Origin of the sequence: Candidatus Clostridium stratigraminis, from assembly GCF_045310675.1 — a bacterium.
GTDB classification, from domain to species: domain Bacteria; phylum Bacillota; class Clostridia; order Clostridiales; family Clostridiaceae; genus Clostridium_AT; species Clostridium_AT stratigraminis.
This window is the reverse complement of sequence record NZ_JBJHZZ010000003.1, coordinates 224896-239651: the sequence shown is the minus strand read 5'-3', so window position 1 is coordinate 239651 and position 14756 is coordinate 224896. Positions and strand designations below refer to the sequence as shown.

Genomic DNA, 14756 nt, shown 5'->3' with positions numbered 1-14756 from the left:
AATGAAAAAACGTCTGTTACCGATTTTTATTATTCTTGCTATGCTCTTTACCTTAATTCCGCCACTGCCGGCCTCGGCACAGGCAGGTATAAATCCTTTTGAAAATATGGACAACCTAAGAACTCAAGCCATTGAACTTTCAAACAAGTCAGCAAATAACACAGACAAAACTACTATGGAGCAACAAGCCATTCAGGCGCAATCCGACGATGAAATTTTTAGCAACCAAAACCAATGCTACATAATAAGGTTTCTAAGTAATGTTAGCTTGGATAAAGTATATGATTGCGTATCAAATTTCAAATATAAACTGCTATCTGACAGCTCCCAAAGAATTTTTAAGGTAGAAATCTCCGATTTAAAATTATTTAAAAACACATATTCTTCCATAATTCAGAATTTAGAAAAGCCTGTTCTCAGAAAAGTGGATTCCGTTACACCTAATGATGAAAAATTCTCGAATCAATGGGCATTACCTGACATTAATATTCCGGAAGCTTGGGATATAACAAAAGGTTCCAGCACTATTAAAGTTGGAGTAATTGACAGTGGCTTGTATCGAAGTCATGAAGACTTGCAGGGTCCTAACTTCCTAAATGGCTACGACTTCTATAATAATATGGCAAATGTAACCTCCGATGCTGTAGGCCACGGCACTATGGTTTCCAGTGTAATCGCTGCATCTGTCAACAACTCAAAAGGTATAGCAGGCGCTTGCTGGAATGTTTCTATTATGCCCTATAAGGTTGCAGACCCTAGTGGAAATATATATTCGGATGAGGTAATATCTGCAATTATGATGGCAGCTGATAATGGATGCGATGTAATTAATTTAAGCCTTGGAAGCTATGAAATAGATCCCGCTGAGCAATATGCCATTGATTATGCTTATAGTAAAGGGTGTATAGTTGTTGCTGCTGCAGGTAACCAAGGAGCTCCAGGCGATCCCAATTGTGGAGGTCTTTCTTATCCTGCTTCAGATAATCATGTCATAAGTGTAGGTGCCGTAAACAGCGCTAATAAGGCCTCTTACTTTTCACAGCATAATAACATGGTAGATGTTTGCGCCCCCGGAGAAAATGTTCTGGTGGCTGTGGCAAACGGAACAAATACATATGCACCGGTAAACGGAACATCTTTTTCTTCGCCTTATGTTGCTTCAGTAGCTGCTTTGGCTAAATCCGTTGATAAAAGCATAACTGAAGATTATTTTGAAAAACTTATTAAAGATACTTGTACAGACTTAGGCGCTGCTTCCTTAGATACTTATTACGGCTGGGGTCTTATTAACGCACAAAAAGTTGTACAAGCTTCGCTAAACCCTATAGTCTTAGGTGTACAAAATAAGGGTGTATACAACACCGCCCAAACCATTAAATTTAACAAAGGAACGGCAACATTAAATGGAGTTCCCTTTAGCAGTGGTACAACAGTAAGTACAAGCGGTTCCTACACTTTAATCGTAACAGATAGCAGCAATAACAGTACTACCGTTAATTTTAGTATTGATACAACACCTCTTGTATTAAATGGGATAACGGACGGTTCTTCCTATAATACAGATAAAGCAATTGTATTTAATTATGGTACTGCTACTTTAAATGGAAACCAAATTAACAGTGGATATGTTGTTAGTGCTGAAGGTAAATATACTGTCGTTTTAACCAGTCCCTTCGGTTCAACTTCAACTTATAATTTTACAGTAGACAAAACTGCACCAACAGTAACTGGAGTGGAGAACGGCAAATCCTATACTGGAAATGTAACAATTCAATTCAATGAAGGAAAAGCCCTTTTAAATGGCAACCAAATTATCAGTGGCTATGTGTTGAACGCAAATGGCAGTTATCATTTAGTAGTAACAGATGCTGCAGGAAATTCATCAACTTTGGATTTTACTATCGAAAATAATTCAGCATCTACAACCAAGATAAATTTAAGCACACCAATTACTCAATGGGTATTTGATAACGCAAGTAGTTATCTATGTGCAATTACAAACAGCAAGTCTTTGCTTTTTATTAATAGCGTGACCTTAAATGTTGACAAAACATTGACATTATCAGCTCAACCTACAGATATAATTGCCGATAGCGGAAAACTTTACATTACCTTAGATGATCTCAAAGAAATAATTGTGGTTGATATAGCAACCAAAGCTATAATAAACACAATTACAACAGTAGTTGATCCTTATAGGTTAGTGAAAGATGGGAACAACATTTATTATGTTCAAGGAGATCAATGGTGTGAGGTACATAACTACAATCTTTCTTCAAATACAGACACTAGATTAACTTTAGGAAGTTTGTACTGTCCTGATTTAGCCATAAATCCAAAAGATCACATCCTATATATAGGTGAATCCGGTTTATCAGGTTCTAAATTATACTATTATAATACAATAAATAATAGTATAATCGGCCATACCACATATGACAATGATTATGGATATCCTTATCCCCAAAGAGTTACTCTATGCGATGGCAATTATATATTTTATGCAGGTAGAGCCTTTGACCTTACAAATCCAAAACATATAGAAGGTGACTATAATGGAGGGCAAACCATTGTATTTGCAAAAAATGGTTTGGTTTTCACTAACGCTGGTATATACGATGAGCAAACCCATAAGAAGCTTGGCAGCTTTCAAAATCAGGCAGATTTAATTGAAGCATCAGACAGTGGAAGCCTGTTTGTATACAATGCTTCCAATATAAGCTTAACCAAATATGGTAATAATGAGGGTAGCCTCAACCAATCAACTATCATTCAACAGGTTGGTGGTACATATGCTCCTTCTATCCCTGTCAGTTCATCAGGTATTAAAACTGACTCAAATATAACCACACTTAATATCGGCTCTGCCATCACAAATTGGGTAAAGGATAATGATACAAATACCCTGTGTGCAATTTCTAAAAATGATAAGGCTTTGTATTTTATAAATGATAAAACTTTAAATGTCGATAAAACTCTGTTTTTTGCCAGCGGGCCAACAGATATCAAATTAGCTAATAACAAATTATATATCTCTTTGGATGATGCCAATCAAATATTAATTATTGATCCTTCTACAAAAACAGTGATATCTAAAATTTATACAAAGTATGATCCTTATAGTATCGCTGTAGATGGAGATAAAATTTATTATGCTGAAAATGATCAATGGTGTTCAATAAATCAATATGATCTTACTACAAATAATGAAATATGTTTATTATCTTCTTTATGCGAGCCTGACATTGCAATAGATCCCGTTACACACATTTTATATATTGGTGAGGCCAATTTATCCGGCTCTGATTTGACTTATTATAATACAATAAATAATAGTATTATAGGACACACCACATATAACAATGACTATGGATACCCTTATCCTCAGAGAGTTACCCTTTGTGATGGCAAGTATGTATTCTATGCTGGAAGAGCTTTTGATCCTGCAAATCCACTTCATATAGAAGGTGACTATAATGGAGAGCAAACTATAATTCTTGCCAAATATGGCATGGTCTTTACAAGCTCAAGCATTTATGATGAAGAAACTCATGTAAAGCTTGGGAATTTAAAAAATAGTGTAGATCTAGTGGAAATGTCAAATGCCGGTGACTTATTCACTTTTAGTTATAATAGTAACAGCATAGTTAAATATACAAGTGAAGATGGAACCGTAAATGAAACTAAGATAGTTGATCAGGTTAAGGGCACAAAATCGCCTCAAATACCTTCTACAGTGACGAGTACTCAAAGAAGTCCATATGAAAAATCCTTAAGTATGACATCTGATTTGAATAAATGGGTTAATGATGATCAATCAAAGATTTTGTATGCCATTTCCAAAAAGGACAAAGCTATATTTTTTATAAATGATACGACTCTTAATATCGATAAGACTATTCCTTTAAAAAGCGGGCCAACGGATATAATCTGTGATAATGATAAGCTTTATGTTGCATTAGATGATGCTGATCAGATTTTGGAAATAGACAAAATAAGCGGAAACATCTTAAACACTTTTTATACAAGCTCAGACCCAAACAAAATCGTAAAGGACGGTAATTATTTATACTACGCTGAAAGAGATCAATGGTGCGATATTTACAGTTATAACATAAATACAAAAAATGAAAAAAAATTAAATATTAGTTTGGTATACTATCCCGGCTTGGCGTTAAACACTGACAATCATATTTTATATATAGGTGAATCAGGAGGCGGTGGCAATAAACTTTACTATTATGATTTAATAAATGACAGGGTTATCGGCTCAATACCATCTACGTCATATGTTAGTAACAACATCATTTATGATGGAAATTATGTTTTTTATAGCGGCAATGTATATAATCCGAATAGTCCAAGCGTTGTTAATTCAATGGGAAGCATTACTATTTTCGCAAAAAATGGCTTTATTTTTACAAATAACAGTGCTTACGACGAGTCAGATTTTTCATTAGTGGGTACTTTTCCAAATTCTTATGATTTAGTTGAGTTATCTAAAAACAATGATTTATTTTCGTATGATAAAGTAAATCAACAAATTTTAAGAGAAGTCGGAGACACTACACCGCCAGTAGTAACCGGTGTAAGTGACGGATGCGGATATCTTGGTTCTGTGACAATTACCTTTGATAAAGGAACTGCTTTGCTGGATGGAGTTAGCTTCAACAACGGTGATACTGTTTCAGAAGTAGGAGAACATGATTTAATAGTAACAGATGATGATGGTAATACCACAAAAGTGACTTTTACCATTTATTCTCCTTTGCCTGACGATGATACCACGGTAACCTTTAAGGATGATAATCTTAAATCGGCTTTAATTAATGCCGGAGTTGATACCAACCAGGATAATATAATTACCCGAGGTGAAATGAGAGTACTTACACAGAGCTTATCCCTTTCAAGCAGTAATATAACAGATGTTACCGGAATGGAATATGCAGTTAATCTGGTAGATTTTGATTTATCCGATAACAATATAGCTGATGCTTCACCATTATCAAAATTAACCACATTACAATCTCTTAACCTCTGGAAAAACAAGTTAACTGATGTCAGCCAATTATCTGGACTTAAAAATCTCAGGGCTTTATATCTTGACGAAAATAATATAAATAATTTAAGTGTATTTGCTAATCTTACAAATCTGACGGATTTATCTTTAGGTCAAAATAATATTACGGATATTTCCTTACTGCCTGACCTTCAAAACTTGTCAACATTATATCTAAATGATAATAAGATTAGTAACATAAACAGACTATCACATTATACAAACCTAACGACACTTGATCTTTCTAATAACCAAATAACAGATATTTCACCCCTTAGAGGGCTTATAAATATTGGCTTAAATGATGGTTGGCTTTCCTTGTCAGGAAATAATATCAGCAGCGTTAGTGCTTTGTCAGGTTTTGTGAATCTAAAATCAATGAATCTTTCAAAAAATAATATCACAGACATTACGCCACTAGGCAATTTAACAAATCTGTGTGACCTTAACCTTTCGGATAATCAGATTGTAAGTATCAGTGACTTGTCTAACCTCAAAGCTTTAGGCTTAAATTTTGGAGAGCTTAATCTTGCACATAATAAAATAACTGATATTTCGTCATTAGAAGGATTATCCAATATTATGTTTTTAGATATCTCAGGTAATAAAATAACAAATTTAAGTAAAATTAATAATTTAACAAATTTATTAATTTTAAATTTATCAGATTGCGGCTTGCAGAATCTCGCAGGTATTGAAAAACTAAGCAATTTATTAGATTTGGATGTTTCGAAGAATAATATTTCTAACATTGATGAATTAAAAAACCTTACAAATCTTTTAGGTCTTGATATATCAAATAATGAAATAACAGATATAAGCCCAATTAAAAATCTGATGCTAATGAATTTGGATGTTTCGAATAATTACCTTGATATATCTGCTAATTCTCCAACTATGAATATTTTAAACAATTTTGTCAGTGAGTACGGCAGCACAATTATATATTCACCCCAAAAGGATCTTTCACAAGATCCAGCACCGGTTATATCAATAGGAGACTATATTAAAACTCCGACAAATCAGAATATTACAGTTACAGCCAGTGCTGACAAAGGTACTCTCAATGCACAAAGTCATACCTTTATACAAAATGGAAGCTTTGACTTTGTAGCAACAGATAACTTGGGTAAAAAGACCACCGTTACCGTAACAATAACAAATATTGATAAAACTCCACCTATTATAACAATAAACCCGTATAACACAGCACCAACTTCTTCAAGTGTTACAGTAACTGCTTCCACAAATGAAGGCACAATCAATGCAGCCAGCCACACATTTACCGAAAATGGAAGCTTTTCCTTTGTTGCAACGGACGCTGCAGGGAATGTAACAACCAAAACTGTTACTATAACAAATATAGGAAAGGCTGACCAGGTAACAGGAGTAAGCTTAGACACAACTAGCGCAAACTTAAAAAGGGGAGAATCAACAAATCTTGCAGTAACAGTAAAACCTACAGAGGCGCTTAATAAAAGTGTAACTTGGTCAAGCAGCAATACTTCTGTAGCTATAGTTGATAATGCTGGAAAAGTATCAGCCATAGGAAAAGGCACAGCAACAATAACGGCTAAAACTATTGAAGGCGGATACACTGCTAACTGTATAGTTAACGTTGCAAATAGAGATATACAAGTCAACTCACTAATAGGAAGCAGCAGATATGATACAGCTGTCAAGTTAAGCCAAAGTCAATTTAGTAATTCTGATAATATAATAATAGTAAATGGAAAAGCTATGGCAGATGGTTTGGGAGCTACACCTTTGGCTAAATACATAAATGCACCATTGCTGCTTACTGAAACAAAATCTCTTCCGGGTTCAACTGTAAATGAGATAAAGAGATTAAAAGCTAAGAATGCTATAATAGTAGGGGGAACCGGTGTAGTTAGTGATGATGTGAAGAATGAGATACAAGCTTTAGGATTAACTGTTACAAGAATTAGTGGAAGCGATAGATATGGTACATCCTTAGAAGTTGCAAAATATATAGATAAAAACTGTTATAATGTAAGTAAAATTGTTGTAAGTAATGGATATGGTGAAGCAGATGCTTTATCTATTTCATCTGTTGCAGGCAGGGATAATATGCCTATAATATTAGTGGAAAAAGACAATATCCCAACAACTACTTATAACTGGTTAAAATCAAAGAATATAGAGAATGCCTATATTATAGGTGGTTCAGGGGTAGTATCTAATAATGTACTTAATAAGCTTGATGAAATTACTTCGGGAGATATAAGAAATAACAGATTGGGGGGGCAAGATAGATTTGAAACAAATGCATTAGTTATAGATAAGTTTTATGGAAGTGGTATAGATAAGACTTATATAGCAAAGGGATATGAGCTAGTAGATGCATTGGCAGCAGGGCCTGTGGCAGCGATTAATGGATCTCCAGTAGTATTGTCAGGTAATGATTTAGCTTTAAGTCAAAAAACAGTACTTGGTAAAAGGTATGGAAATACTATAATAAGAACTGGCGGAGGGATTTCAGACAACTCTGTAAATTCATTAGTTCAATGCATACACTAAGGTTGTTTTAAAAGAAAGAACTTCAACTTTTGATGAGTTGGAGTTCTTTTTTAGTATGTATATAAGCGTCAAGAATTCACCGCATTCAAAATCAATAAATTCTATGATAAACTAAATCCAGAAGTAAGTGTATTGGGTAACATTACTGACTATTTAATAGATGCTAAAAGCTAATATATTTTTAAGAAAAGCAGCTTAAAATTGGACTTGCAACTGTTAGTTGCGGAAATTCAAGGCTTGCTTGGTAGACCGCAGCTATATATTGAAATATATTTTAATAAAGAAGGGGGTAATTGGAATGAATTTTGGAGAAAAATTACAATGTTTAAGGAAAACGAAAAATATGTCACAAGAACAGTTTGCAGCGCAGCTAAGTGTATCTAGACAAGCTGTTTCAAAATGGGAATTGGGTGAGTCATTACCTGATACAGATAAAATATTATTAATTAGTAAAATTTTAGGGGTTACAACAGACTATCTTCTTAATAAAGAAATAGACAACAAAGTTTTTGAGAAAGCTCTAACAGACAATAAAAGTGAGTTGACAGTTAATTTTGTGTCAAAACTTATTAAGAAAAAGGGATATCTGGCAGGGTATATTTTTTCTTGCTATTCTGCACTGTTTTTTTTGATGTCAAGATTTGCACATTTTTCTTTCAAGAAGATATTAACGCCTCCAGAAGGATTCGACATTACTATTTCTGATTTACCCACACAAATGAAACTACCGCTATATTTAACAAATACTATAAGCATCATTGCGACCATAACATTTGCAGCGGGTATCATATTTGCAGTATATTTCAAAAAGAAAAATAATAAATGATCATAAAGTTTATAGTTAAAGTTTAGGTACTAGGAGCCATGAAGAGCCCTTCTGATATTAATAAGTAAGAATATTATCAGAAGGGCTTTTTATGGTTATAGCATTCATACCCTGATTTGTGCAAAGCCTTAAGGCATGCTGAATTTATAGTCTATCCTAGAATGGGGCTTATATGATATTAAATATAATTTTAATTTTTTAAATCATGGAACAATTTGAAAAATAGTACCTTGGTTAAAATCAGTAACATTCATAGAGCCATAAACTCCTAAATATAGTCTGGTTTGATTCAGATTAGTTCCCAAACTAGTATAATAAGCTGATTGAGATCCAAAATTATAATTGGTTTCAATAACACTAAAATCATTTAGTTTACAATCTGTTCTTTCCCTGGTATAAGCTAAAACTCCTCTAATTGGAGGCGCTGATCCATCATCCCGAGCAAAGTCAGTAAATACAAGGCTCCCAGCTAAATCGGGTATCTCATTACCCATATAGACTTGCACTCCTGTAAGTGCAGTTGCTCCAAACTTATCCGGCCTAGGCTCTTTATGGAAGTAACTAATTAGAGGCGGAATACGATGCGTTGAAGTCTTTACTGCATCGTCGAAATAAGCAATTGTTTCCTCAATCAAAGTCGGATTTGCGGAGCAGCCCCTTATAATGGTAGTAGGGAAAGCACCTTCCCACCCTCGCCAGCCAAAGTTAATAAATCCTTCTTGATCAGGATTAGCTTTCATTAAAGAAGCTTGAATAAGCTGAGGAACTGGTATTGGTTTATAATTAATGAATGAAAAAATTGACTCAACTAGATCCTGCCCAACAATTCCTACATATTTGATAAACTGATTATGAAATCTTTGATATGATATGCCAGGTATGTTGCGAGTCCCCTTTGCTATTACTGTAAGTGTTTCTTGAATAGGTACCGGAAGTTCGCTAAAACGTGTGACTATCGGTGGATTATTGATAAATGTATTCTTAGCTACCTCAATTTCAATTATTTTGCCGGCGATTTCCAAATCATCCTGGCTTAAATTAAATGGATCATATCCTGAGCCACCATCTCCTACTGTTAAAACAAGTTTTCCAGTTTCAGGTGAAAAGTTTAAGCTATTAATACCGTTATGGTTAAAAAATGGTCTCCTTATATTAAGTATTGTTCTGCGTTTTTGAGGTTGACCATTGGACTCCAAAATCCATTCCTCAACTGTATCAATATGATCATAGTTAACTTCTCTATTTATCCACTTTTGGTTTAAGGTTCTTGGATCACATGGGTTAGGCTTGAAAAATTCAGGAAGACCTTGTCTTGAAACTTCCGAACTAGGAAGAGCACCTGGACCTTGTGTTCCAGCTACTGAATAATGAAGATAAAATAGGCCGTTATAATAAAATTGCGGATGAAATGCTAGCCCTATTAATCCACGTTCGTCATATTTACCACCAGAAAACCCTAGCTTTATGATTCGTGGGCTAATATCTAAAAAAGTTCTTATAGCGTCCTTTCCAATGTAAAAGATTTCCCCTACCTGGGTTGCAATAAATAATCTTTCCATTGAGTCACCTGGGAGCATTGCTGTTTTCAAAACGGTTGGTAAATTAATTTTACTAACAAGGGGCCGTAAACCAACTTTAACTTTTTTTATCAACTAACTTTACACTCCTTCATATTCTTTTCTTTTATAAAAATATGATTAGAACTTTTCTATTAGTACCAAATTGATACAGTTAGCTATATTTGTATACATCTAGCTTTCTTAATTTTTTATGTTTATCAATCTAAAATAGTTTTTAGATTAATTTTTTATGGAGAAGGTAAAAGCGACACTAGGCATTAAGAAGGTTGACAAATAATAAATATATAAGTATCATAAGTACATAATTAAATGCTTATATAAACTGCTTTATTAATATTAATATATAAAGAGTCTTTAAGAAGTAAATAATATATAAATGAAAGGAAGAATACTTATGATGCTAGATAAATTAAAGGAAATCTCTGAGCTGCTAAAGGTACTTTCAAATGAAAATAGATTAGCTATCGTATGTCATTTAATAGAAAAGCCAATGACAGTAAGCGAGTTGCATGAAAAAATAGGTAATTTGACACAACCAGCTATATCACAGCATTTAGCTATGCTCAAGATGAATAGAATTTTGGATTCTAACAAAAGTGGGCTAACAATTACTTATTTTATTAAGGATAAGAGAATAATAAATATAATAGAAACCTTAAGGACTAATTATTGCAATTAGATCAAATTAATAAAGCTTGGAGATGAATTTTAAATGAATATAATCAGTTCGTTAGATGCTATAGAAGAATTGGTTAAAGATAATCAGTTTGTACTTTTATACTTTGGGAGTTATAGCTGCAATGTATGCAGTGCCGTTGAGCCAAAGGTTGAAGCAATACTTAAAAATTATCCTAAGATAAGTAGTGTAAAGATAGATATAGAAAAATCCCTAGAAATTTCGGCATACTATAATATATTTACTATCCCCGTTGTACTTGTGTATATTGAAGGCAAGGAGATTATCAGAGAGGCAAGGCATATATGCATACAAGACTTAAACAGTAAAATAGACAGATATTATAATATGTTTTTTAAATAATTTCCATATAAAATATTAAATTATATTTTTTAGTATTGACAAAAGAAAGGTGTAGATATAATATAAGTATATAAGAAATTACTAATATAAATATTGAGTAGATAAAGCTCAAATTGAGCTTTAATGGCTGGCTAACCAGTGGAAACTGGCACAATAAGGCCACCACATGCTATATTGAAGGAGGAAAATACATGTTTTCGTTTATGCAAAGAAACACAGTAGAATCAATCGATGTCAATGAGATGGATAATTTATTTGGTAAAGCAGAAATAATAGATATTAGGGAGCCTTATGAATATGAGGATGGTCATTTACCAACAGCAAAAAATATTCCTATGGGTACAATTTTATCAGCGCCTGAAAAATATCTTAATAAAACAAAAGAATACCATATTATATGCCAGTCTGGTGCAAGAAGTTCAAGAACCTGTGGTATTTTAAAAGAATATGGTTTCAATATAGTTAATGTATTAGGAGGCACAGGAAGATATAGAGGAAGATTAGAAAGATAAATCTAAATTTTAAAGGAGGTTTATGAATGTCAAATTCATATTATATATTAGCTGCGGTTATATTATTTTACTTTCTTTACAAAAAGTTTGCTTTTATCGGTAACAAACATGTAAAAAACATATCAGCTGAAAAAGCCTATGAGCTTATTAAGGAGAACAAAGATATTCTAATACTTGATGTGAGAACATCTTCTGAATTTAAATCAGGCCATATTAAAGGAGCCAAGTCCTTACCTGTAGCGAATATTACTTCAAATTTAGCTCAACTTGAGAAATATAAAGACAAACCCGTTATAGTTCACTGTGCATCTGGTGGCAGAAGTCCATCAGCTGTGAGAGTTTTACTTAAGAATAATTTTAGTCAGATATATCATATGAATCATGGAATCATTGGATGGAAATATGGATTGAAATAAACTAAGGCTGTATTCTATATAGGATACAGCCTTTAATTAAAGATTAATAGAGAATTTTATCAAAACAACTTTAGTTTGAAAATGTTCCGGTAGATATTTTTAATTATGTAGTTTATAATATGAGTATTAAAATTATTAGTTTTAACATAAAGTGAAATAAATGAATTAATTTTTTTTAATAACTTATAACCAAATTGGTTATAAGTAGTTATTAATCTTTTTTAATGAGGTGTGAGAATGACTAAAGTTTTAGAAAATTTATTATACGATAGGAAAAAGATCTTTAATATAATTCAAAAAAATGGGCCGTTAAGTAAGCAAGGTATTCAGCTTTTAGCCAATTTTAAATTAACTACTTTAAATAGAATTATTAATGATTTATTATCTAAGGAACTTATTATAGAGGATTCATTTGGTGAATCGACTGGAGGCAGAAAGCCTATATTATATAATGTAAATTCCACTAAGTTCTATATCCTTGGAATTGATATTTCCAGAACTTACACCCAAGTTGTTATCACAAATTTAAGAATGCAGATTTTAAAAGAAAACAGATTCTTTGCAGATGAAGGATATTCCTCTAAAAAAATATTACATCATATTGTTGAAGTTATCGATAAACTTTTTAATGAGCTTAGTATAAGTAAAGAACAGGTATTGGGAATAGGTATTAGTTTAGTAGGACCTTTAGATAGGGAAAAAGGAATAATGCTTATTCCCATTAATTTTAATGCAGAAAATTGGAATGAGATTTCTTTTAAGAAAGAGTTAGAAGACATTTATAAGCTTCCTTTAACTATTGATAATGGAGCTAACGCAGCAGTACTTGCAGAATATTATTATGGCAGTGGAAAAGGCTTTGATAATATTGCTTACATTAATTGTGGAGTTGGTATTAGAACTGGAACAATAACTTCAGGAAGGATAATTAGGACTATAAATGATCGTGAAGATGCTTTTGGACATATGGTTATAGATATAGATGGCAAGAGATGCTACTGTGGAAATAAGGGCTGTGTAGAAAGTTATGCATCTATACCATCTATAGTTAAAGAGTTTAAAGGGGAATTAATAAGAGGAAAGCTTAGTTTATTAAATAAGAGTTTAGAAGAAATTACTTATTTGGATGTATTTAATGCCTGCAGCCATGGAGATACTACTTCAAAAGAGGTAATTGCAAATGCAGCGCTAGTTTTTGGCACAGCTCTTTCAAATTATATTAACTTACTAAATCCTCAGTTAATAATACTAAGTGGCCCCATAATAAATAATTCAGAATTTTATTATATGATTTCAACAGAGACAGCACTTAAAAAAGTTAATTCAAAAAATGCAAGTGTAAAATTTAGCAAGGGTGGATTTTTTAAGGAATATGCCATGGCTGTAGGTGCAGCAGCGTTAGTAGTGGAAAATTCCTTAAATCAACAATAGAAAGGGGATTGAAAAATGACTTTAATGGCTTTACAAATACTAATTTTATCAATTGCAGCAGGAGTATTTGGCTCTATTTTAGGATTAGGTGGTGGCATTATTATTACACCCGCATTAACCTTATTATTTGGAATTGATATAAAATATGCTATAGGTGCAAGCATTGTTTCTGTTATTGCAACTTCGAGTGGAGCAGCTGTAGCATATATAAGAGATAAAATAACCAATGTAAGAATAGGAATGTTCCTAGAAATTGCTACAACAGTGGGAGCCATTACGGGAGCATTTATTAGTGGTCTAATCAATTCAAAATACCTTTATATAATATTTGGCTTTCTGCTTCTTTACTCGGCTTTGGCTATGCTTAAAAAGAAGGGCCAGGAGCTGCCCAAAAATGTAGTTACTCACCCAGTAGCAGAGAAGTTAAAGCTAAATGGTGAATACTATGACAAAGTACTAAAACAAAATGTAACTTATAACGTAGCTGGTGTTTATGGTGGTTTTGGTATGATGTACGTTGCTGGAGTAATATCAGGACTTCTTGGAATTGGAAGTGGAATATTTAAGGTTATGGCAATGGATTTGTTCATGAAACTACCACTAAAAGTATCTAGTGCAACAAGTAATTTTATGATAGGTGTTACTGCTGCTGCAAGTGCAGGGGTATATCTATTAAGAGGGAATATAGATCCTAAAATAGCCGCATCAGTTGCTTTAGGTGTACTTGTAGGTGCCACAATAGGTACAAAAATAATGCAAAATCTAAAGAGTAAAACTATTCGAATGATATTTATACCTGTACTTGCATTTGTATCAATTCAAATGATAGTTAAGGGATTTACTAAATAATAAAGAAAGGATGTTTAAACTATATGGAAAACAAAAATGAAAGTAAAATAGAAGAGATGGAAATAATCATTAGTAATTTTCTTAGAATTGGAGTTCTTCTAAGCGCTTTTATTGTGTTTATTGGACTTTTACTATTTTTAGTTACTGGCAACAGCGGGTATAGTGGAAACTACTTCCCTACTACACCGTCAGAAATAATAAAAGGATTAATCGTCTTTAAGTCATATGCCATAATTCTTACTGGACTAATAATACTAATTCTAACGCCTGTATTTAGAGTTGGTGTATCAATTTTAGTATTTATTAAAGAAAAAGATTTTTTATATGTTAAAATAACATCTGCTGTATTTATAATACTTATGATAAGTTTAATATTAGGTAAAGTAGAATAGGGGTAAAAGGTATATTGGAATTTTTTTAAAATTGCATTAAAAAGAAACATTATTAATATAAATATTAATGTAATAAAAACATATAGAGAAAGTATATGTGCTAAAATTAGA

General features: G+C 32.7%; 10 protein-coding genes. 9 read left to right on the top strand and 1 reads right to left on the bottom strand.

The genetic code is table 11. The features are described 5' to 3' along the window. The first annotated feature begins 1 nt into the window (after position 1). Entirely contained in the window at positions 2-7600 is a 7599-nt protein-coding gene (locus ACJDUG_RS07800) for a S8 family serine peptidase (protein ID WP_406769332.1), read from the top strand. Positions 7601-7898: 298 nt separating this feature from the next. After that, complete coding sequence (locus ACJDUG_RS07795) at positions 7899-8426, top strand: helix-turn-helix domain-containing protein (RefSeq protein ID WP_406769331.1); 528 nt, start codon at positions 7899-7901, stop codon at positions 8424-8426. 203 nt (positions 8427-8629) lie between these two features. Here ACJDUG_RS07795 and ACJDUG_RS07790 read toward each other — a convergent pair whose 3' ends face one another. Continuing rightward, positions 8630-10075: a PQQ-dependent sugar dehydrogenase gene (locus ACJDUG_RS07790; RefSeq protein ID WP_406769382.1), complete on the bottom strand. Its 1446-nt coding sequence runs from the start codon at positions 10073-10075 to the stop codon at positions 8630-8632. A gap of 325 nt (positions 10076-10400) precedes the next feature. Between ACJDUG_RS07790 and ACJDUG_RS07785 the strand changes: the two genes are divergently transcribed. The 7 genes from ACJDUG_RS07785 to ACJDUG_RS07755 all read left to right on the top strand — a co-directional run bounded on the left by ACJDUG_RS07785 (position 10401) and on the right by ACJDUG_RS07755 (position 14645). Next, on the top strand, positions 10401-10685 hold the full coding sequence (locus tag ACJDUG_RS07785; protein ID WP_406769330.1) for an ArsR/SmtB family transcription factor: 285 nt from the start codon (positions 10401-10403) through the stop codon (positions 10683-10685). A gap of 33 nt (positions 10686-10718) precedes the next feature. Then, entirely contained in the window at positions 10719-11045 is a 327-nt protein-coding gene (locus ACJDUG_RS07780; RefSeq protein WP_406769329.1) for a thioredoxin family protein, read from the top strand. Positions 11046-11236: 191 nt separating this feature from the next. Further along, positions 11237-11557, top strand: coding sequence for a rhodanese-like domain-containing protein (locus ACJDUG_RS07775; RefSeq protein WP_406769328.1), 321 nt, complete (start codon positions 11237-11239; stop codon positions 11555-11557). A gap of 26 nt (positions 11558-11583) precedes the next feature. Continuing rightward, entirely contained in the window at positions 11584-11973 is a 390-nt protein-coding gene (locus tag ACJDUG_RS07770) for a rhodanese-like domain-containing protein (RefSeq protein ID WP_406769327.1), read from the top strand. A 237-nt stretch (positions 11974-12210) separates the two neighbouring features. Continuing rightward, the gene (locus ACJDUG_RS07765) at positions 12211-13404 is read left to right on the top strand and encodes an ROK family protein (protein WP_406769326.1); all 1194 of its coding nucleotides are present in this window, start codon (positions 12211-12213) and stop codon (positions 13402-13404) included. Positions 13405-13419: 15 nt separating this feature from the next. Continuing rightward, positions 13420-14253 carry a sulfite exporter TauE/SafE family protein gene (locus ACJDUG_RS07760; protein WP_406769325.1) on the top strand — a complete coding sequence of 278 codons (834 nt, stop codon included), beginning with the start codon at positions 13420-13422 and terminating at the stop codon, positions 14251-14253. Between the two features lie 23 nt (positions 14254-14276). After that, positions 14277-14645, top strand: a complete 369-nt coding sequence (locus ACJDUG_RS07755) for a DUF1634 domain-containing protein (RefSeq protein WP_406769324.1) — start codon at positions 14277-14279, stop codon at positions 14643-14645. Positions 14646-14756: the final 111 nt, after the last annotated feature.

Excerpts from the sequence above, each read along its gene's own strand:
- ACJDUG_RS07800 (WP_406769332.1), top strand. The coding sequence starts at position 2 with ATGAAAAAACGTCTGTTACCGATTTTTATTATTCTTGCTATGCTCTTT.
- ACJDUG_RS07795 (WP_406769331.1), top strand. The coding sequence starts at position 7,899 with ATGAATTTTGGAGAAAAATTACAATGTTTAAGGAAAACGAAAAATATG.
- ACJDUG_RS07785 (WP_406769330.1), top strand. The coding sequence starts at position 10,401 with ATGATGCTAGATAAATTAAAGGAAATCTCTGAGCTGCTAAAGGTACTT.
- ACJDUG_RS07780 (WP_406769329.1), top strand. The coding sequence starts at position 10,719 with ATGAATATAATCAGTTCGTTAGATGCTATAGAAGAATTGGTTAAAGAT.
- ACJDUG_RS07775 (WP_406769328.1), top strand. The coding sequence starts at position 11,237 with ATGTTTTCGTTTATGCAAAGAAACACAGTAGAATCAATCGATGTCAAT.
- ACJDUG_RS07770 (WP_406769327.1), top strand. The coding sequence starts at position 11,584 with ATGTCAAATTCATATTATATATTAGCTGCGGTTATATTATTTTACTTT.
- ACJDUG_RS07765 (WP_406769326.1), top strand. The coding sequence starts at position 12,211 with ATGACTAAAGTTTTAGAAAATTTATTATACGATAGGAAAAAGATCTTT.
- ACJDUG_RS07760 (WP_406769325.1), top strand. The coding sequence starts at position 13,420 with ATGACTTTAATGGCTTTACAAATACTAATTTTATCAATTGCAGCAGGA.
- ACJDUG_RS07755 (WP_406769324.1), top strand. The coding sequence starts at position 14,277 with ATGGAAAACAAAAATGAAAGTAAAATAGAAGAGATGGAAATAATCATT.